The organism is Deltaproteobacteria bacterium (assembly GCA_016210005.1).
In the GTDB taxonomy this organism is placed as follows: domain Bacteria; phylum Desulfobacterota; class Binatia; order HRBIN30; family JACQVA1; genus JACQVA1.
Map to the genome: position 1 here is coordinate 49,943 of JACQVA010000012.1, position 20,849 is coordinate 70,791.

The following is a 20,849-nucleotide window of genomic DNA, read 5'->3' on the forward strand; positions in this document are numbered from 1 at the left end:
GCGACATGGCCAAGACCATCAGCATAGTGACGCCGTGCTTCAACGAGGAGGCATCGATTCGCGAGTGCTACGACGAAGTCAAGCGGGTCATGGACGCGGAACTAGGTGATTACAAGCGAGAGCACATTTTCTGTGACAACTCGTCGACCGACCGCACGCTCCAGATACTGCGCGAGATCGCAGCGACGGACGCCAGCGTAAAGGTGATCGTGAATGCGCGCAACTTCGGGATCCTGCGGAGCAACTACAATGGCGTCATGAGCGCCACCGGCGATGCGGTGATCCTGTTCATGCCGGCGGACTTGCAGGACCCGCCCGAGCTCATCGCCACTTTCGTGCGTTATTGGGAAGCCGGCAACGAGATCGTCTACGGCATCCGCGCCCAGCGGGAAGAGAGCCTGCTGATGCGCAGCAGCCGGCGGCTGTACTACCAGCTGCTGAGCCGGCTCTCGTACGTCAATTACCCGCCCAACGTCGGCGACTTTCAGCTGGTCGACCGCCGCGTCATCGAAGCGATGAGAAGGATCGAAGACGCGCAGCCGTTCATGCGCATGATGCCGTTTGAGGTCGGCTTTCGCGCCGTTGGCGTGCCCTACACCTGGCGCGCGCGCAAGCACGGCGTCTCGCGCAACGGGTTCACTCAGCTCATCGACCAGGGCCTGAACGGGCTGATGAGCTTCAGTCACGCACCGGTACGGATGGCCCTGCTGGCTGGCTGCCTAATCTCCGGCATGAGTCTGCTATACACGGCTACTATCCTGGTCATGACCCTGCTTGGCCTGGTGCACAGCCAGGCGGGAGTGCCGACCGTGATCATTGCGATCTTCTTCTTTGGTGGAGTCCAATTGCTGTTTCTCGGCGTGATCGGGGAGTACATCCTGGCGATTTTCAATCAGGTCCGCCGCCGCCCAATCGTGTTCGAGAAGGAGCGCATCAACTTCGAACGCAGCCCGCAACAGTGGCCGGACGAGTCCCGGCTAAACCGCTTCTTGAGCGGCAGTGCGGTAGCCTCTGGCGCCGAGCCCGGGAGCTGGCCCGCTCGGGGTGCGGGCGGGCGGCGCCTGCGCCGGTGGCCCGCTGCGCCGTCATCGTAGCGAGAGGCACGGCATTATCTTGCGTCACCGCGGCCGCGCGGACGGCCGCTGGCGCTGCGCACACAACGAGCCGAGGAGGTCTTATGCGATTTCTGATCACAGGTGGTGCCGGGTTCATCGGCAGTCACCTCGCGGAGTACCTACTGGGTGCCGGCGAGTCGGTGGTGGTGCTGGACAACCTTTCCACCGGCCGCTTCGACAATATCCGCCACCTCGTCGGCCAGCCGTCGTTCAGCTACTTCATCGGCTCGGTCGAGGATCCGGCGCTCCTCACTGAGGCTGGACGCCAGTGCGATGCGATCTTTCACCTGGCGGCGGCGGTCGGTGTTGAGTTGATCGTGCGCGACCCGGTGGGAACGATCGAGACCAACATCAACGGAACGGAAGCGGTGCTGCGGTTCGCGGTGCGCTATGGCAAGCGGGTGCTGGTAACCTCTTCGTCGGAGGTGTACGGCAAGACGGCCAAGCTCCCGTTTCGGGAAGAGGACGATGTGACCTACGGCGCGACCTCGCGGCCGCGCTGGGCTTATGCGATTTCCAAGGCGGTCGATGAATTCCTCGTACGCGCCTACGTCGAGTCGAAAGGTCTGCCCGGGATCGTCGCGCGATTGTTCAACACCGTCGGACCACGGCAAGTGGGCCACTACGGCATGGTCATCCCGCGCTTTGTCGACCAGGCGTTGCGCGGCGGGCCGCTGCTGGTCTACGGCGACGGCCGGCAAACGCGCTGTTTCGCCCACGTCGCCGATATCGTCGCCGCGCTCTACGAGCTGATCCGCTTGCCGCAGCTCAACGCCGAGATCGTCAACCTCGGGGGCAAGGAGCGCGTCTCGATCCGACACCTGGCCGAGCGCGTGCGCGATCGAGTGAATCCGCGCCTCGATATCCAGCACGTGCCGTACGAGAGTGTCTTTGGCGCCTCCTTCGAAGACATGCGCGACCGCGACCCTGACCTGCAACGTGCGCGCAAGCTCATCGGCTATGCCCCCCGTTATGACCTCAACCGAATCCTCGATGACGTTATCGGCGACCGCCGGCGCGAACGCCAAGCCGCTTGAGCTCGAGCCGCCGGCGGTAATTGGCGCGCCCGCCGGCACGGCGGACAGCGGTTGGGAACACACCGCGTGTGCCGTTTGCGAGACGCAAAGCGCAGAAGCGGTGCTCGTGCTGCCACATTCCGATGCCCCACGCGGCTGGACGGCAATTGTGCGCTGTACGCGCTGCGGGCTGCAGCGCCTTGATCCGCGGCCGGGAGCAGCGATGATCAACCGCTACTACGAAGACGACTACGGCGCCTATGCCGGGCGCCGGCGCGGGCGCGTGAAGCAGGCGTTGTGGGAGCTGCTGCGGGACGTTTCCTCGACAGCGCCCGGGTGGGGCGAGCACTTGCGCCCGTTGCGCCCGCTCGCCCGCCGGCTCGCCGCCGCGGTCTTCGACATCAATGTTCCACTCGAGGGTGCGCAGCCACTACGCGTGTTGGACGTCGGCTGCGGCTACGGCGATGTGCTGCGCTACCTTCAGTCGCGTGGCTGTCTGGTGCAGGGCGTGGATTTCGACCCGCGTGCGGCGGCGCACGGGTTGCAGCACGGCACCCCAATCCACATCGGGCGGATGCAGGACCTGGGGTTGCCGCCGGACTCGGTCGATGTGGCGATCTTGTGCCACAGCCTAGAGCATCTTCCCGAGCCCGCACAAACCGTGGCAGCTCTGAGCCGGGTCGTGAAACCGGGCGGGCGCGTGCACATTGCCGTACCCAACGGACGAGCAGTGGGCTTGCAGCAAGAAGGGGAGGGGTGGGGCGCCTTGTTCCTCCCGATTCATTTCTGGTTCTTCGATGCTGCTGCTCTTACCGCTCTCCTTGGCAAGCATGGCTTCAGAGTGGCCTCGGTTGGCTACGCCACGCTGTGGCGGAATCACTGGCAGCTGTGGCGCTCCCGCGTGCGCGGGAGCGGGCGTGCTGCGGTTGCACTTCAGGCATGGCGTTTCTGCCTCCGCTCCCTCTGCGATCGAGAGGGGGGCGATGTCGTGCGGGTTACGGCGGTGAAACTGGTCTCAGCAGCAGGCGGCGTGTGCGCCGTCTGAGGGCGAGTTGCGGTGATGAGCGCCAATTACTTCGGTTTGGCTGCAGACGCATACACCTGGGCGCTCGCCGGCGCTCTCGGCGTTGGCTGGGCTGCGAGCCTGAGATTGTGCCCCGCCTGGCGCCGCGCCGGTCTCTGGGCCGTGCCGATGTCGCTGTTCGGCTGTGTCTGGCTCGGTTTCGGCGTCGATTTTGTCCTGCGCTTCGCCATCCTCGCTTACGACAGTGTTACGTTCGGCAACGCGACCTACCGGCTCGCCAATCGTCCGGCGCGCGTCATCAACGATACGCTGCTGCTGACCGTGGGCTTTTGGATGAGCCTGTGCATCGGCTTTGCCTGCGGAGTGCGCCGCCGGAGCAGCGGGCCGTACCGCGCCCTCACCGCCGTCGCGCCGCCCGCTGCAATGTCATCTGCGCCGGCAGTAACCGTGGCGGCTTCGCTCTGCCTGCTGCTGGCGTATGGCCCGATCGAAACGGTCGCCGCCTTGTTTACCCCCCTGGTCACGGTTGGGCGGCTGTGGACGGTCCCCGCTACGCTGGTGTGGTGGGAGTATCTGCACACGGGCAAAGGCTCGACGCTGCGCTGGCTGGTGTTGCTGCCGGGCGTGTTGCACGCCTGGTTCAGCCCGTATCGCGAGCACCTGGTGCTCATTGTGCTGGTGCCGTTCCTAGCCGCCGTCTTCGCCGGCAGACGCTTTCGGCTCTCTACGCTAGCACTGGCGACAGCGATCTTGCTCGTGGTCAGCACCGCGCTCATCGAGGTCGGGCGGGAGCTGGCCTGGAGCGGCAAGAACATGGAGACTGCGCTCAGCGACACCGGTTGGAACCGCTGGGGCGAGGATCCCGAGTTATCGCCATGGGTCAAGGTGGTGCGGCGCTTTCATGGGCTGGACTCCTTCTTGTTGACGGTCGATCTTGTGCCGAGTGCATTCGAGCACTCCGATAGAGAGGTCTTTCTGAGCTCTCTTACGCGCGGCCTAGTGCCGCGGCTCCTCAATCCGGAGAAGGAAGGCAGCACGCGCGCGCTGGATTTCTCTCAGTCGATCTGGGTGGAAGACGGCGCTGGATCGCCCGCCGCGATCGCGCCCTCGATGCCCGGCGATCTCTACGAGGCGGGCGGGCCCCTCTACGTCCTGCTCGGGGGCTTACTCTGGGGATTGGTCGTAGGGCTCTGTGACGGCTGGAACAAACACACGCCGCCACGGATAGCGGCTGTGGTCACGGCGGTGTTCGCCTCCTCGTGCGCCTTCAGTAGTGAGCGGGACTTCGCCCACACGGTCTCTACGCTGATTCAGACGCACCTGGTCATGATTGCCGTGGCTTTGGCCATGATCGGCAGGACGCAGATCCAGCGGCTGCGCTCCGGTGCGCGCGCTCCCACGGTAGTTCAATCCGGCCGGCTCGGCGCTTGAAGGGGTGCGACGCTTATCCGCGGGGCAGGCGCCTAAGGCGCGGAGGCAAGTGCTGCGAGTTCACGGGATGACGGCGGGATCGTGAGGCCTGGAATTACCGGACGTGAGTTGACCCCTGTGCTCGAGATGATGGGGGCGTCGAGGTCGTAGTGGCGAAGACAGGGCGCATTCAAGCGGTGGATGCACTGCGCGGTATCGCGGCCATTTCCGTGGCTTGGTTCCACTTTACCCAGAATGGGGGGATGCTTGGAGACGGTTGGGTGAAGGCCATAAGCGCCTACGGCTGGCTCGGCGTCGAGGTGTTCTTCGTCATTTCCGGATTCATTCTGCCGCACGCCTTACACCAAGGAAGCTACAAGTTGCGAGACTATCCGCGTTTCATCGCCCGCCGGCTGATTCGTCTCGAGCCCCCTTACCTCGCTTCGCTCGCCGTCGCCATCGCGCTCGGCTACGCCACCAACCTGGTTCCAGGTTTCCGCGGCCGGCAGTTCGAGACCTCGGCGAGCGACGTGCTGCTGCACGTCGGTTACTTGGCGCCGCTCTTCGGCGTTGAGTGGATCGTTCCAGCGTATTGGTCGCTCGCGATCGAGTTCCAGTATTATCTGCTGATCGGCCTCGTGTTTCCGGCGATCTCACACACACGGCCCATTGTCCGGGTGGCGGGGTTCGCGTTCCTGAGCGCACTGTGCGTGACGGTCCCCTCCCAGTTGTGCGTATCGCATTGGATACCGCTGTTCGCGCTCGGGATCATCGTCTACCAGTTGCGTGTCGGGCTTCTCCCACCGCGCATCTTCCCGGCCGTGTTGGCGATCGCGGCGTGCGCCGCATGGTTGAAGCTCGGGATCCTGGTGGCGCTTGTGGGCACGGCCTCGGCCGTCGCAATCGCGTACTTGCAGCTGCGTAGCCCGTTGGCCTGCTGGCTCGGCGACGTGTCCTACTCTCTGTACCTGCTCCATGTTCCTTTGGGTGAGCGAGTGGCGCTGGCTAGCCGGCGGATTGCCAATGCCCACGGGATCGCGGCCTCGGTCGTCGCGTTGCTCGTGTCACTCGCGGGCGCCTACTTGCTGAATCGGTTGGTAGAAGAGCCCGCTCAGCGTGCGGCCGCCGGCCTCCGCTATGCCGGCGGTGGCGGCAGATACTCAGCAGGACAGACCGCCTCTGACTCGCCTGCGGTTCTGCAGCACGGGTGAAATCGCCGCGCTGCCGCTGCCTGCATGATCCGTTCTGCAATGGGTGCGAAACACTCCCAGTCCGGCGGCGTGAGCCGCCGAGTATTGTACGCGCAATATGCGGCCTCCGGAGGATATCCGCCGCTGCTTCACAGCGCGCGGATGCTGGTCCGGAGCGGTTGGGAAGTCAGGTGTCTTGCGGTCGGAGCCTATGGCACGGAGCGTTTGCGGTTGGAAGGTGACGCGGGAATACAGGTCACCGAACTACAGTACTGTCCACCCGGCTGGTGGCAGAAGCTTCACTACCTCGCGTTTTGCTTCCGGACTATTCTCATGACGTGCGTGTGGCGCCCCAGTTGGCTCTACGCTTCGGACTTGTTGGCATGTCCCGCAGCACTGGTGGCCAGTTACCTGCCACCCCTCCGGGTGATCTATCACGAGCACGACTCACCCAATGGCAGCGAGCGATCAATCCTGCTGCGGGCCTGCCTCTGGACCCGGCGCCAGCTGGCGCGGCGGGCGGAACTGTGCATCTTGCCGAACCAGCGGCGGGCGGAAGTGTTTGCGCACACCACCGGCCGCCGCCAAGCGGCGGTGGTGTGGAATTGCCCCCTACGCAGCGACGTCCCCGCGGCGCCGCTCGCGCCGCACGGTGCGAGCAGTGATGGATTGTTGCTGTACTTCCACGGGTCGGTGAATCCAGTACGCCTCCCCGAAGCGACACTGACTGCACTCGCCAACACTCCGCGGTGCGTAAGACTCCGAGTCGTCGGGTACGAGACGATTGGGCATACCGGTTATGTTGCCAGGCTCCAGGAGGTAACGCGCGAACTGGGAATTTCAGACCGCGTGGAATTCCTGGGTGCGGTTCCGCGCGAGCGGCTGTTTGGCTTGGCGTCGGAGTGTCATGTGGGGCTGGCCTTCATGCCGACCGCGTCAAACGACGTAAACCACCGGCACATGGCTGGAGCGTCCAACAAGCCGTTCGAGTATCTCGCTTGCGGCCTCGCGCTGCTGGTGTCCGATCTGCCGGACTGGCGGGAATGTTACGTTGAGCCGGGATACGGCCGGGCGTGCGATCCGCAAAACCCGAGGAGTGTGGCGGAGGCGCTGCGTTGGTTCCTGGCGCACCAGGGCGAGACGCGAGCGATGGGGCAGCGCGGTCGCGAGAGAATTCTGGCGGAGTGGAACTACGAAAGGGAGTTTGCCGCGGTCATGCAGCGGATGAACGATGGGGCACGCCCGTGATGGCGTCACGCAGGCGGCCAACGCCGTCGTGCTAGCGTACGTCGCACCGGCGACCCTGCCGTTGGATCACTGTCAGTGTTCGAGGAACGCACGATGTCGAACAGGCGGGTCTTGTTGATTGGCCCATTCGGCCCCGGACAGCTCCCGGAGAGCTTTGCCCGCGCCTTCGAGCGGCTGGGCTACGAGGTGTTCCGCTTCGACTCCGACCGCGCCTACTTCGAGGCGGGGCCCGGGCCAGGCAATCGCTTCGTCCGCCGCCTGCTGCGCCGCGTGTTATGGGAGCGGATGAACCGCAGCACGTGCGAGATCATCCGCTGTGTGCGGCCGCGGTTCGTGCTGACGGTGAAGGGCACCTACCTGCACGCCGAGACCGTTGCCCGGGTGCGGCGAGAGCTGGGCGTGCCGTTCGTGAACTACTACGCCGACAATCCCTATTGTGGCGTGCCGTGGAATCCTCGCAAGTCATCCACCCAACGGCGCGATCTAATCGCAGTCCTGCGCGAGTACACGCAAGTCTGGATCTGGGAGCGCGGCATGGCTCAGCGCTTGGTCACCGACGGGGTGGCGGCGGGCTACTTGCCGTTTGCCGTCGATCCGGAGATCTCACGACCGCTGACCCCGGCGGCTTGTGCCGAATGCGGCACACGTCACGAAGTGATCTTTATCGGCCAGCACTGCGAGAAACGCCAAGCGCACATCGGCGCAGTACGCCAGCACTCCGTGGCACTGTGGGGAAGTCGTTGGCAGCGCGCAGCAGCAGCCCTCAACGGGCAAGCGCGCATTCACCAGGGAGCGGTATTCGGCGCCGATTGCGCCGCGCTTTACTCGAGCGCGGCCCTGGCGCTGAACGTCGTGGACGACCTCAACATGCCCGGACACAACATGCGCACCTTCGAGATCACCGGCAGCGGCGGCCTCATGCTGTCGACCTACACGGCCGAGCAAGCCGAGTTCTTTCCCGAAGATCAAGCAGCGCTCTACTACCGCGAGCCGGCGGAGATCGATGACAAGATCGAGCGGATCCGGGGCGACCGGCCTTGGGCCGCACGGCTACGAAAGAACGCGCTCGCGCTCGCTGCCGGCCACCAGTACACCGAGCGCGCGCAAACGATTGCCGCCAATCTATGACGATGACGCCTGCGGCAGGAAATATCCTGGTATTCGTCAACAGCCCGGCGGGTACTGCGCTGAGTGAGCGCGGGTTGCAAGTCGCGCGTGCGGCCGCGCCGGCGAAGGTCCTGCACCGAGAGCAAGGCCGTCTCAAGGCCATCGCCGGGTTCTGCGGCGCGGTTGCCCGCGAACGACCCGAGACCGTTTACGGCATCGATAACGCGCTCGCGGTCGTCTGCGGTGCCCTGGTCGGTCGCCTCCTGTGGGGCAGCCAGTTCATCCTCGACAGCGGAGATGCGGTTGGTCCACTGCGGGCAAAGCTGGCGCGGGGTAACCTGATCGGCGGCACGCTGGGATCGCTGCTGGAGAAGACCGGTTACCTTCTCGCCACAACCGTCGTAGCCCGATCCTCAGGCCTTGCCGAGCGAGTGCGCTCGCTCAGCCGCAAGCCCGTAGTGGTGATACCGGACGGGTTCGATAGCGCGCAGCTGCCCGCCGCGAATGGCGATGAGAGCAGGCGCCGGTGGGGATGGAGCGCGGCGCACCTGGTCGTGGGCGTAATTGGTTCTGCCGTGTGGAACGAGCGCCTGAACTGGTGCTACGGCCGCGATGTCATCGAGGCGGTTGCGCGAACGAAACGAGACGAGGTGCGCGGCGCCCTGATCGTGCGCGGGAACGGCGTGCCGCGATTGCGCGAGCTGGCGGCGCAGCTGGGCGTGGCGGACCGCGTCGTCTTCGAAACCCCGTTCGACGGCTACGCGGTTTACGAACAGATTCGCGGCTTCGATGTCGGCCTGTCGACGCAGACCAACGACGCGGTCGGCCAGTGCCGAACCAGCGGCAAGCTGGTGCAATATCTCGCGGCCGGCGTCTACATCCTCGCCAGCCGCGTCGGGGAAGCCGCCCGCGTACTGCCGGATGCCATGACCGTCCCGTACGAAGGCGCCTGGGACGAGCAGTACTTCGCCAGGTTGGCGCAGCGCATCGATGGCTTGCCGGCCCGTCCCGCTCGTCCCGCGCTGCGTCAGCTCGCTGCCGCCGTCAACCACAGCCTGAGTGAGCGCTTCGAGTACGCCGGCTTGAGACTACGCTGGGGCGAGCTGCTACGCGCGCCCAAATGGCCGCTCGAGGCGGCTGCGGACAGCCCCTTCAGCCCCATTGGCAGCGGCGGCAAGGAACCTGCCTGAGCTAACTTGCATGTGCGGCATCGCAGGAATCCTCGGCGGGGGCGCAGGCGCCCGCGAACAGGTTGGCGTCATGGTCAACGCCCTGGTGCACCGCGGCCCCGACGGGGAAGGCTCCTTCAGCGACCCCTGGGTGGCACTCGGCATGCGGCGGCTGGCCATCATCGACGTGGCCGGCGGACAACAACCGCAATCGAACGAGAACGGCGCTGTCTGGATCGTGTTCAACGGAGAGATTTACAACCACGCCGAGTTGCGCGGCGAGCTGGTGACGCACGGGCACGTCTTTCGCACCGGTAGTGATACCGAGGTCATCGTCCACGGCTACGAGCAGTGGGGCATTGACGGCTGCCTCGAACGTCTGCGCGGCATGTTCGCCCTACTGCTTTGGGATGCGCCGCGGCGGGAGCTCTTCGCCGCCCGCGATCGGCTGGGGATCAAGCCCTTGTACTACACGCAAGTGGGCCGGCAGTGGTTCTTCGCCTCCGAGATCAAGGCCCTGCTCGCCTGTGCCGGCGTGCCACGCGCGGTCAACAGCAACGCCATCGCTCCCTATCTCCTGCGCCAGTACGTGCCGGCACCGGAGACCTTCTTCGAAGGGATCAACAAGCTGCTTCCTGGACATTACCTGCGACTGGACCCGAGCGGGGCACCGTCGCTGCGGCCGTTCTGGTGTCTTTCGTTCGGCGGCGGCCAGGATGGGCCTGCTTTTGGCGCCGCCGCTGCCGCCTTGCGCCAGCAGGTGATTGAGGCGGTGCAGTCACACCTGGTTAGTGACGTGCCCGTTGGCTGTCTGCTTTCCGGCGGCCTCGACTCGGCGATTGTCACGGCGGTCATGGCTCAGCTCAACCGGCAGCCGGTGCGGACCTACACCGTCGGATTCCCCGAAGTGCCGGCGCTCGACGAGCGCCGCTATGCGCGCCTGGTCGCTACCCAGTACCGGACGAAGCACACGGAGCTAGAGGTGTCGCTCGCTGCCGCCGATCTCCTTCGCCGGGTGGCTTCGCACCTCGACGAGCCGCTGGCGGACGCCGCCGCACTGCCGACTTATGCAATCTGTAACGCGGCGCGCCAGCACGTCACCGTGCTGCTGACCGGCGAAGGGGGTGACGAGCTGTTCGCGGGCTATCCGCGGTACTGGCTCAGCCGGATTGCCGACCGGCTTTGCCGGCTTCCCGCTCGCCCCCGGCAGGCCGTGCTTGGGGCATTGGCCGCGCTCATGCCCGATGGGCGCGCTCGCAATGCCTGGCGCAAGCTGGCGTATGCTGCTGACGACCCGCTGGCTCGCAATGCCTTGTGGACGGGCGTGTTCTCTCCCGCCGAGGTGGCGCACTTGCGGGGCGGTCAGGAACCCGCTGTTCTGGCTGATCCAGATAGCCCCGCTTGGCCCTACTGCAACGACACGCCACCGCGAGATGGGCTGCATCGCCTGTTGTACTGGGACCTGCGCCAGTGGCTCGTCGATGACGTATTGATGAAGGTGGACAAGATGAGCATGGCCGCCTCGGTCGAGGCCCGCGTGCCTTTCCTTGATCACCGTTTGGTCGAGTACGCCGCGCAGCTGGCCCCCGAGTACAAGCTGCGCCGGGGGCGCGGTAAGGCCGTGCTGCGCGCGGCGTTCCGCGATTGGCTGCCGGCGGAAACCGCGGCTCGCGGCAAGACCGCTTTTCGCTTGCCGCTGGACGAGTGGTTCCGAGCCGATCTTGGCCGTTGGCTTGCCCAGGTGGCGAGCGCCGGCGGCTCCTTTTGCCGCAGCTTCCTCGACCACCGTGCCGTTGAGGGCATGATCGCGGATCACGTGATGGGAGCGGCCGCCAACGGGCAACGGTTGTGGACGCTGCTGTGCGCTGAGCTCTGGTACGCTCAATGGTTTGGCCCACAACGGCGGGCTGACGAAAGCCGAGCCGGTGCCCAGCGGGAGCGCGGGGTGTTGGTCGTGGCCGATCTACCGTGCGAGCGCTGGCCCAGCATGGATCGGTATGCGCAGGCGTTGCTGGGGCATCTTGACGGCGTCGGGCGCGATTACGTGGTGTCGGCCGCACCGGTCAACGGCCACAACGGGGCCGCCCCCGTGAGCGCACCGCGGCGCTACTGGAACCGGCTGGTGGCTTACCCGTCCAGTCTGCGCGGCTACCGGCCCGATGCAGTTCACGTCCTCGATCATACTTACGCCCACATCCTGGCGCGCTTTCCCGGCTGCCCGAGCCTGCTGACCATCCACGACCTCTGGCCTTTGCGCCGCGAGCGGCAGCGCTCCGCTCGCCAACTCGTCCTTGACGAGCTGACCCGCCGGATGGTTGAGGGAATGCGCGCCGCCACGCTCCTGTGTGCCGACTCCGGCTTTTCCAAGCGCGAAGCGTGCGCGCTCGCGGGCATACCGCCGGAGCGCGTTCGTGTCATACCGCTTGGGCTTGACGGCGCATTCCTTACACTCATAGCGGCTGCGCGCGTGCAGGAATTTGCCCAGCGGGTGTTTGCGGCGGCGGCGCCGCGCCTGCTGCACGTCGGGAGCTGCGACGCTCGCAAGAACATCGAGGGGTTGCTGCATATTGTCGCTGAGCTTCGCCGAATCAGCCCGCGGACGCGCCTGTTGCAGATCGGCGGCCGGTTCTCAGCCGCGCAGCTGCTTCTGATCGCGCAGTTGCAGCTTGAGGGGGTGGTGCAGCAGCATCCGCAGGTGAGCGAGCAGGATCTCCTGTTGGCCTACCGCGCCGCGGACGCGCTACTCCTGCCCAGTTTGTACGAGGGCTTCGGTTTCCCCGTGCTCGAAGCGCAGGCAGCCGGTCTGCCCGTGCTCTGCAGCAACCGCGCTTCGCTGCCGGAGGTCGCCGGGGACGGCGCAGTGATCCTCGATCCGGAGCAGCCAAGTACGTGGGTCGCCGCCATGCTCGATCTCCTCGAAAGTCGGGACCGGCGTGAACGTCTGGTTGATTGCGGCCTCGGCAACGCGCGCCAGTACACCTGGCAGCGCACGGCCGCCGCCGTGGCCTCGCTCTATGAAGAACTTCTCAATCACTGAGACATCCGCCGTCGAGCCGCCGATGTCCAAACCCGCCGGCGGCTGCCGCGTAACGGTGATGTCGCCCGGTGCGGAACTCGGCGGTGCGGAGAGAAGCTTGCTGGCGTTTCTGCAAGCCAGCGGGGCGTACGGGCTTGAGACCTCGGTCATCCTGCCGCGCGGCGGGGCCTTGGCGCTGGCGCTGGCGTCGCAAGGGCGGCAAGGAAGGGTCGTGCAGCCGCCGCGGGCACTGCTGCGGCAATCTCGGCATCTACATCCGGTCAGCCTGGCGATGGCGACGCTGTTGCCGGTAGCGGTACCGCGCTATCTGGCACGGCTGGCGGCGGCAATCCGCGCCGAAGCTCCGGACGTGCTCTATTCCAACGGCGTCAAGGCGCACTTGCTGGCAAGCGCGCTCGGACCGTGGCTCGGCGTGCCGGTGGTGTGGCACGTGCGCGACTTCCTCGATGGGCCGCTGCTGACGCGCCTTGCGGACAAAGTGCCACAGCGGGTGATCGCGAATTCCGAAGCCGTGGCTGCGCACCTGTCTCGGGGCATGCGCCAGCCGCACAAGGTCTGCGCCATCCACAACGCCGTCGATTTGAACGAGTTCTCGCCGGCCGGGCGGTCTAGCAGTGCGGCAATGCGTTACCCGGCCCCCTATCGTGTCGGGCTGCCCGCGGTGCTGGCGCGCTGGAAGGGCCAGCTCCTGTTCCTCGATGCCGTCGAGCGCATCCGCCAGCACTGCCCCGGCACCCTGTTCTTCATCATCGGCGGCAGCATCTACGACACCACCAGCGAATGGGGCTATGAACGCGAGTTGCGGGGCGAGATCGCCCGCCGCCGGCTGGATGAAGTGGTTGTTATCACCGGCTTCCAACGCGACATGGCGCCATGGTACCGCGCGCTGGACGTCTGCGTGCACGCCTCGACTCGACCCGAGCCGTTCGGCCGCACGGTGATGGAAGCGATGGCCTGCGGCCGCGCGCTGGTGGCGGCCCGTGCCGGTGGAATTCCCGAGTTGGTTAGCCATGGACAAAATGGTCTCCTCTATCCCATGGGCGACGCCCGCGCCCTCGCCGATGCCGTGGTCATGCTCTTGAGCAATCCGCGCGAGCGGCTCCGCTTGGGTGTGGCGGCGAGAGCGGCGGCCGTCGAGCGCTTCTCACCCGAACGCTACGCGGCCAGCATTGCTTCAGTGCTACGGGCGGCAGCGGATAGTAAGACCAGGTGTGTGTACAACGGATTAGACAGATCGAACGGATTCTGCGGAGAGACCCGGGCGCGGATCTCACCGGATCTCAGAGGATCCGAACGCTCCGGTCAATCCGCCTAATCCGTTCAATCCGTTGTAGCATCACCGCCAAGGCGTAGGATGCACCGGCAACTGCACCAGTATCACCCGATCATCGGCTATCACTTCGTCCCGGGAGTGAAGGCCCGCGTGGAGCACGAGGGCGGGGGCTATCTCGTGCGGGTCAACCAGGCCGGCTTTCGTTGCGACCACGAGTTCGTGCCGCACAAGCGGCCCGGTACGTTTCGCGTCCTGCTGTTCGGTGACTCCTACACCGCCGGTGACGGGGTGAGCAACCGCTATCGTTACGGCAACCTCATGGAGCGCGCCATTGCGGACCTCGAGGTCTACAACTTCGGTCTCTCAGGGACCGGAACCGATCAGCAGTACCTGATCTTCCGTCAGATGGCGGCGGACATCGAGCATGATCTCATCGTCATCAGCGTGTTCGTCGAAAACATCCGCCGGGTGACGGCCCGTTACCGCCCCTGGGTCACTCACGACGGCGAGGTGTTGGTCTTCTTCAAGCCGTACTTCCAGATCGACGACGATGGTCACCTGCGGCTGCACCACGTGCCGGTGCCGAAAGGCCCGATTCGTCCCGCAGTGCTGCCGCGCAGCGAGTGGCGTCACTTCGATCAGGGCGGCCGGCTGACGTGGCTGCGCGATACGGTCAATCGGCTGGGGCCGGGCGCCAAGGATCTGGTGCAGCGTCTAACCCGCTATCAACCGTTGCCGGCATACGGCCAGAGCAACAGCCCAGCCTGGCAGTTGATGAAGCGCATTCTCGCGCAATGGATCACCGAGGCAACCGTGCCGGTGGTGATCTGCCCGATACCGCTGTCCCAGCACATCGACGAGACCGCCTCCGCCGCCTCGTACCGGGCGCGCTTCGGCGAGCTACACGGTCCGCCCCTTGTCACGGTGCACGATCCCTTGCCGGCCTTTCATCACTTCAGCCGCAGTGAGCGCAGCCAGTTGCGTTTTCGCCAGGATCCGCACTTCACCGCCGCCGGCCACCGCGTGCTGGCCGAATCCCTCGGCGCTGTAGTGCACTCGTTCATTGGCCAGGAGATCCAGTGTCGGCCATCGTTCTCGGCATCTCGGCTTTTTACCACGACTCCGCCGCCGCCATTGTGAGAGACGGCAGGATCGTTGCCGCGGCGCAGGAGGAGCGCTTCTCGCGCAAGAAGCACGACCCGCGCTTTCCCCGCCACGCGGTCAACTACTGTCTGGAAGAGGCCTTCGTCGAGCCGGAGCGGCTGACCGCGGTGGTCTTCTATGACAACCCGCTGCTGACGTTCGACCGGGTTCTCAAAACCCTGCTGAGCGTGGCGCCCAAGGGACGAGACCAGTGGGTGCAGGCCGCGCGCTCGATGTTGGGAGTGAAGCTGTTTGTGGCGCGTCACATCCGCCGGTGCCTCAACGTCGATGTCCCCGTCCTGTTCACGCGCCATCATCTCGCCCATGCCGCCTCGGCGTTCTATCCCTCGCCGTTCGCGCGGGCGGCGATTCTGACGCTGGATGGCGTCGGAGAGTGGGCGACCGGCAGCATTGCCGTGGGTGCGGGGGAAACCATCCGAACGTTGAAGGAGACTTGCTTCCCTCACTCACTCGGCCTGCTTTACAGCGCCTTCACCTATTTCTGCGGCTTCAAGGTGAACTCGGGCGAGTACAAGCTCATGGGCCTGGCGCCCTACGGCACGCCACGTTACGCGGACCTGATTCGCGAGCATCTCATTGCGGTGAAGCCCGACGGCTCGTTCCGGCTCAACCTCGATTACTTCGGCTATCTCGACAGCGACGTGATGACCAACGAGCGATTCGCCGCTCTTTTCGGCGGGCCGCCGCGCCGGCGCGAGACGCGCATCACACGGCGAGAGATGGATCTGGCGGCCTCGGTGCAGCAGGTCACGGAAGAGGTGGTGCTGCGCATGGCTGGCCACGCCCGGGAGCTCACCGGCATGCGCGACCTCTGTTTGGCCGGCGGGGTGGCCCTCAACTGTGTGGCCAACGGGCGCTTGTTGCGCGAGGGCGTGTTCGAGCGCATCTGGATTCAGCCGGCCGCGGGTGATGCCGGCGGCGCTCTGGGGGCGGCTCTCGCGGCTACACACCAGCGCTTCGGGGTGCCGCGCCAAGTTCCCGCTGGCGGGCGCGACGCGCAGCAGGGCAGCTACCTCGGCCCCGCTTACTCGCCCGCGGAAGTGCGCGCCTTCCTGGATTGGAACGGATACCCGTACGAAGCCGTCAAAGACGTCCCACTGCGCGCCGAACGGATTGCCCGCGCTCTCGACGACGGCAAGGTTGTCGGCTTCTTTTCCGGGCGGGCCGAATTCGGCCCGCGCGCCTTGGGTGCTCGCTCCATTCTCGGTGACCCGCGCCGGCCCGAGACGCAGGTGCAGATGAACCTCAAGATCAAGTACCGCGAATCCTTTCGCCCTTTTGCCCCGTCGGTGCTGGCTGAGCGCTGTCAGGAGTACTTCGAGCTCGACCGCGATAGCCCTTACATGTTGCTGGTCGCCCCGGTGCGCCGCGAGCGCCGGCGAGCCGTGAACGGCACCGGCGTCAGCACCGGCGATGACGACCTGCTCGCGGTCGTGCGGCAGGCGCGCAGCGATGTTCCGGCGGTGACTCACGTCGATCACAGCGCGCGCGTGCACACGGTCGAGCGCGCCGTCCATCCCGACTTTCACGCGGTTGTCAGCGCCTTCGCCCAGCGCACGGGCTGCGGCGTGCTGGTCAATACCTCGTTCAACGTGCGTGGCGAACCGATCGTGTGCACGCCCGAGGACGCCTACCGCTGCTTCATGCGCACGGAGATGGATATGCTCGTGTTGGAGGATTGCCTGCTTTACAAGGAACAGCAGCCGCCGGCGCCCGCCGACGGCCAGTGGCAGCAACGCTATGAACTCGACTGATGAGCGGGCGCTGCGCAAGTTCTTCGCCAAAACCCTGGTGCCGGTGGCCGCCTCACTCCGTGCTCGCGGCGTCCAGCTGCTACTGCTCGCGCCGGAACCCGAGCTGGCTTCTTGGTACGCGGATGCAGAGCGCGGCGCGCCGGACTTCAGCGAGATTGAAGCGGGTGATTGCGAGCGCCAGTTGCGCGCGCTGTGGCAGCGTCAGGGTCTGCCCGAGTTGGCCTTGCTGGCGGCTGAGCTGATGCGCCTGGCCCGAGACTTAGAATTCGACGATGAGCAGGCGGCTGACGTATCACCATTCATCTACACCATGTACTGAAGGCAGCGAGCGGTAGCCCGAGCTATGAATAACACTCCCGTGAACGGCCGGCGCCGGCTCCGGGTGCTGCACGTGGGTAAGTACTACCCGCCGCACGCCGGCGGAATCGAGACCCACCTCTCTGCCCTCTGTGGCGGGTTGCGGCGGCTGGTGGACGTCGAGATCATGGTCGCGAGCGAAGACGGCACCAGCCGCGAAGAGGCCGTCGACGGCGTGCCCGTGACCCGGGTTGCCACCATGATGGATGTCGCTTCCGCGCCGGTGTGCCCGGGCATGGTCCGCGGTATTCGCGCCACACAGGCGGATATCATTCATCTCCATCTGCCGAACCCGGCCGCCGTCCTCGCCTACCTGGCCAGCGGCCGGAACCTCCCCTTGGTGGCCTCGTATCACAGCGACATCGTGCGCCAGAAAGTTCTCGGGCGCGGCTTCGCTCCGTTCCTGCAGCGCTTCCTGCGGCGCTGCGTGGCCATAATCGTAGCCTCGCCCAATTACCTCGACAGCTCTCCGGTCCTGCAGCGCCACCGCCAGCGCTGCCGCGTGATTCCGTACGGAATCGCCGGTGCCGACTTCCGGGAGAGCGATGAGCGGCAGGTGGACGGTATTAGGCAGCGCTACGGCTCCCCGCTCATCCTCAGCGTCGGGCGTCTCGTCTATTACAAAGGGCTGCCCTACTTGATCCGCGCCATGGGCCAGGTGGGGGCGCGGCTGCTCATCGTCGGCGACGGCCCGCTGCGTGCCATCCTCGAGCAAGAGGCCGCGGCCCTCGAGGTCAGCGACCGAGTGATCTTCCTCGGCCCCGTGCCCGATGTGCGTCCGTACTACCACGCCGCCGACGTCTTCGTGCTGGCGTCGGTGGCGCGCAGTGAGGCGTTCGGCATCGTGCAGTTGGAAGCGATGGCGAGCGGAGTGCCGGTGGTCAACACCTGGCTGAAATCCGGCGTGCCGTTCGTATCCCGCAACGGCCGCACTGGGCTGACGGTGCCGCCGGAAGATCCCGATGCGCTCGCTGATGCCATTAATCTGCTGCTCGCTGACAAAGAACTGCGCGCGCGCTGTGGCGCGGCGGCGCGGCGCCGAGTGCAGGAAGACTTCAGCGTCGAGACCATGGTCGAGCGCACGGCGCAGCTCTACCGCGAGGTACTCGCCGCCCAGCCGGCGTGCGACGCCTCAGCCGTCGTAGAATCGTGAGGTAGGCCTGGTGTTGAAGTACATCGTACTCGGCGTGACCGCGGTAACCTTCGCGCTCTTGATTACCCCCGGGATACGAGCGCTGGCGTTGCGGCTCGGAGCCGTAGACGAGCCCGGCGGACGCCATGTCCACCACCAGCCGGTCCCGCGCCTGGGCGGGCTCGCCGTGCTCGGCGCGCTCGCCGGCGCGCTGGCTGTCGGGCGTGCCGTAGACCTCCTGTTCTTCGACGTCTTCGTAGGCTACGGCTGGGGCTGGGCCTGGCTGCTCCCCGGGGCGTTGGTCGTGGTAGCGACCGGAGTGGTTGACGACGTGCGCAGCCTGGGCCCGTTGGCGAAGCTGTGCTGCCAGATAATTGCCGGGGCGATTGCGCTGGCCGGCGGCTACGCCATCAGCGCAGTGAGCAACCCCTTCGGCGGCGGGCCGATCGCGCTGGGCTGGTTGGCCGCGCCCGTCACACTGCTGTGGGTGGTTGGCATCACCAATGCCTTCAACCTGATTGATGGTCTCGACGGTTTGGCGGCCGGGGTCGCATTGATCGCTTCGGCTACGCTATTCGTGATGTCAGTTGCCGGCGGCCGCATCGAGGTGGCGCTGTTGTCAGTGGCACTGGCGGGAGCGCTGGCCGGCTTCTTGTACTACAACTTCAACCCGGCCTCGATCTTCCTCGGCGACTGCGGCAGTTTGCTGCTCGGCTATCTGCTGGCCACCCTGTCGATCCGGGCCTCGCACAAGGGCGCGACCGCGGTCGTCATCTTGGTGCCCATCCTGACCTTGGGCTTGCCGATCATGGATACGCTGCTGGCGATGCTGCGCCGGCTCCTGGGTGCCCTGCGCGTGGTGCAGTCGGACCGCTCGCGCAACGAGTACCGCTTCCTGGTCATCGGCTCGGCCTCGATCTTCCGCGCCGATCGCGAGCATATCCATCACCGGCTGTTAGCGCTGGGGTTGACCCATCGGCGGGCGGTGCTGGTGCTCTACGGTGCTTGCCTGCTCCTGGCGGGCGCCGCGCTGCTGCTGGTGCTGACGTCTGGGGCCAACACCACGGTGGTAGGCCTGGTCGTGGCCGCGGCCATGTTTGCCGGCATCCGTAAGCTCGGCTACCACGAGATCGAAATCGTGCGCCGGGGCACGCTCCTGCCGCTGTTCGAGCTGCCGGTGTTCAACCGGCGCCTGTTCCATGCCTTGGTCGACGGCGGGTTCGTCGGGGCGGCGTACTTGGGGGCTTTCTTTCTGGTGTCTCCCAACGGTCTGTCGCCCAGTGCCCGCGCTTACGCGCTGTTGAGCCTGGCCGCGGTGGCGGCGGTGAAGTTGATCGCGCTTGCCTACAGCGGCGTTTACGAGCGTAGCTATCGCCACCCAAGCGCCGGCGACGTGATGGCGTTGCTTAAGAGCGTCATGGCAGCCCAAGCGGCGGCGATCGCCATGCTGGTGCTCTGCTACGGGGTGCCCGAGCACGCGCTGGCACTGCTCGTGCTCGACTCGTACCTGACGGCAACCTTGGTGGTCGGGGCGCGGTTGTTGTTCTGGCTGCTCGAATTCGCCGCTCGCAGTCAGCGCGCGGCGCCGGCATCGCCGGTGCTGATATATGGTGCCGGCTCGGGCGGCAGCTCGCTGCTGCGGGAGATCGTCCAGAACCCGGCACTGGGCCTGCATCCGGTTGGGTTTGCTGACGACCTACCGAGCCTTTGGGGGCGCCAGGTCAACGGCGTTCCGGTGCTTGGTGGTAGCGACCGGCTTGCCGAAATGATTCGGCAACACCGTGTACAGCAAGTGATCGTCGCCAGCCCCAAGATCGCCCCCGAGCGCGTCCAAGCCGCGGCTGCGGCTTGCCGACTCTGTGGCGCGCAGCTGCGCCAGTTCCGCATGACCCTTGAACCCGCCTCGCCCGCCGTAGCACTGTTAGCCGCCTCTCTAGTCACACCAAGTGAGCGCGCGCCTTCGTACCAACAAGCCGGACGATGAACATGTCCGACAGCTTGCCCGCCCGACGTCCTGCCTGATTAGCCTGCCCGTGGCCGTTGCGGCCGACTCCCTCCATAGTTGACCCTACGAGACTCGGTGATTGTTGCTCCCTGGCGGTAGTGTGTCTTGGTGCCGTTCGGCACCAGGGGCGTTGGCTCACGCGGAGACGCGGAGTCGCCGAGACCAGGCCAGTCCCTCCGCGAACGCGGCACTGGGCCCGGACTTCGCTAACAGCCGATTGATCGGATGGAACGGAGTTCACGGGGAAAAGAGGGCCGCGAGGCGATCCGAGTCCGCCCAATCCGCTTAATCAGTTGCAAGCCTTCGGGCGGCCACGCGAGCAGCGCGGGTGCGCGACAAATTTGTGGGTAACGTGGTTCGGTGTTATGGCCGTCATTCCCGCGAAAGCGGGCCGTCATTCCCGCGAAAGCGGGATCCAGTTTGGCGTTTGGCGCTATGGACAAGCAGTTCTGCGTTTACATCCTGGCCAGCAAACGGAACGGCACGCTCTACATTGGGTTGACCTCACAGCTGGCAACGCGGGTGTGGCAGCATAAGAGCAAGGTAGTGGAGGGTTTTTCGGCCAAAGTACGGCGTTGACAAGCTGGTCTACTACGAAGCGCACGGCTGCGCAGAGACCGCAATCGTGCGGGAGAAGCAGCTGAAGAAGTGGCGCCGCGCCTGGCAGATGACAAATTGCGTCCCTTTCGGCCATGGGCCTCGGCCTGACTGTACACAGTACTGTCAGACTGGTGAGGATTTGCCCGGTCGGCTGCACGTTACCCACAGATTTGTCGCGCACCCCCCGCAAAGCGGCAAGGCCCGGCCGCGTTGACCGCGCCGGCGCCCTGGGCTACAGCCGCGCCTCA

At 65.9% G+C, this 20,849-nt stretch carries 15 protein-coding genes and 1 pseudogene; all 16 read left to right on the forward strand.

The features are described 5' to 3' along the window. The first annotated feature begins 5 nt into the window (after positions 1-5). The 16 genes and pseudogenes from HY699_02110 (at position 6) to HY699_02185 (ending at position 20,815) form a co-directional block, all read left to right on the forward strand. Positions 6-1,094, forward strand: a complete 1,089-nt coding sequence (locus tag HY699_02110; protein ID MBI4514596.1) for a glycosyltransferase family 2 protein — start codon at positions 6-8, stop codon at positions 1,092-1,094. Positions 1,095-1,177: 83 nt separating this feature from the next. Further along, complete coding sequence (locus HY699_02115; protein ID MBI4514597.1) at positions 1,178-2,152, forward strand: GDP-mannose 4,6-dehydratase; 975 nt, start codon at positions 1,178-1,180, stop codon at positions 2,150-2,152. Continuing rightward, positions 2,109-3,176: a class I SAM-dependent methyltransferase gene (locus HY699_02120; protein ID MBI4514598.1), complete on the forward strand. Its 1,068-nt coding sequence runs from the start codon at positions 2,109-2,111 to the stop codon at positions 3,174-3,176. The genes HY699_02115 and HY699_02120 overlap by 44 nt, the downstream gene beginning before the upstream one ends. Before the next feature lie 15 nt (positions 3,177-3,191). After that, on the forward strand, positions 3,192-4,586 hold the full coding sequence (locus HY699_02125; protein MBI4514599.1) for a hypothetical protein: 1,395 nt from the start codon (positions 3,192-3,194) through the stop codon (positions 4,584-4,586). Between the two features lie 176 nt (positions 4,587-4,762). Further along, positions 4,763-5,776 (forward strand): acyltransferase, encoded by a 1,014-nt coding sequence (locus HY699_02130; protein MBI4514600.1) that lies wholly within the window; start codon positions 4,763-4,765, stop codon positions 5,774-5,776. A 39-nt stretch (positions 5,777-5,815) separates the two neighbouring features. Next, on the forward strand, positions 5,816-7,003 hold the full coding sequence (locus HY699_02135) for a glycosyltransferase (GenBank protein MBI4514601.1): 1,188 nt from the start codon (positions 5,816-5,818) through the stop codon (positions 7,001-7,003). A gap of 93 nt (positions 7,004-7,096) precedes the next feature. Continuing rightward, entirely contained in the window at positions 7,097-8,131 is a 1,035-nt protein-coding gene (locus HY699_02140) for a glycosyltransferase (GenBank protein ID MBI4514602.1), read from the forward strand. Then, the gene (locus tag HY699_02145; GenBank protein MBI4514603.1) at positions 8,128-9,300 is read left to right on the forward strand and encodes a hypothetical protein; all 1,173 of its coding nucleotides are present in this window, start codon (positions 8,128-8,130) and stop codon (positions 9,298-9,300) included. Before HY699_02140 ends, HY699_02145 begins: the two co-directional genes overlap by 4 nt. A 10-nt stretch (positions 9,301-9,310) precedes the next feature. Beyond that, positions 9,311-12,316, forward strand: a complete 3,006-nt coding sequence (gene asnB / locus HY699_02150) for an asparagine synthase (glutamine-hydrolyzing) (protein MBI4514604.1) — start codon at positions 9,311-9,313, stop codon at positions 12,314-12,316. 22 nt (positions 12,317-12,338) lie between these two features. After that, positions 12,339-13,631 (forward strand): glycosyltransferase family 4 protein, encoded by a 1,293-nt coding sequence (locus HY699_02155; GenBank protein MBI4514605.1) that lies wholly within the window; start codon positions 12,339-12,341, stop codon positions 13,629-13,631. 39 nt (positions 13,632-13,670) lie between these two features. Continuing rightward, positions 13,671-14,729, forward strand: a complete 1,059-nt coding sequence (locus tag HY699_02160) for an SGNH/GDSL hydrolase family protein (GenBank protein MBI4514606.1) — start codon at positions 13,671-13,673, stop codon at positions 14,727-14,729. Further along, complete coding sequence (locus HY699_02165; protein ID MBI4514607.1) at positions 14,669-16,507, forward strand: carbamoyltransferase; 1,839 nt, start codon at positions 14,669-14,671, stop codon at positions 16,505-16,507. The genes HY699_02160 and HY699_02165 overlap by 61 nt, the downstream gene beginning before the upstream one ends. Continuing rightward, a complete protein-coding gene (locus tag HY699_02170) occupies positions 16,494-16,826 on the forward strand; it encodes a hypothetical protein (GenBank protein ID MBI4514608.1) in 333 nt (110 codons plus the stop codon). Before HY699_02165 ends, HY699_02170 begins: the two co-directional genes overlap by 14 nt. 24 nt (positions 16,827-16,850) lie before the next feature. Beyond that, a complete protein-coding gene (locus HY699_02175; protein MBI4514609.1) occupies positions 16,851-18,017 on the forward strand; it encodes a glycosyltransferase in 1,167 nt (388 codons plus the stop codon). Positions 18,018-18,027: 10 nt separating this feature from the next. Further along, complete coding sequence (locus tag HY699_02180) at positions 18,028-19,980, forward strand: hypothetical protein (GenBank protein ID MBI4514610.1); 1,953 nt, start codon at positions 18,028-18,030, stop codon at positions 19,978-19,980. A 456-nt stretch (positions 19,981-20,436) separates the two neighbouring features. Continuing rightward, positions 20,437-20,815, forward strand: a pseudogene (locus HY699_02185) (GIY-YIG nuclease family protein). The last annotated feature ends 34 nt before the right edge of the window (positions 20,816-20,849 follow it).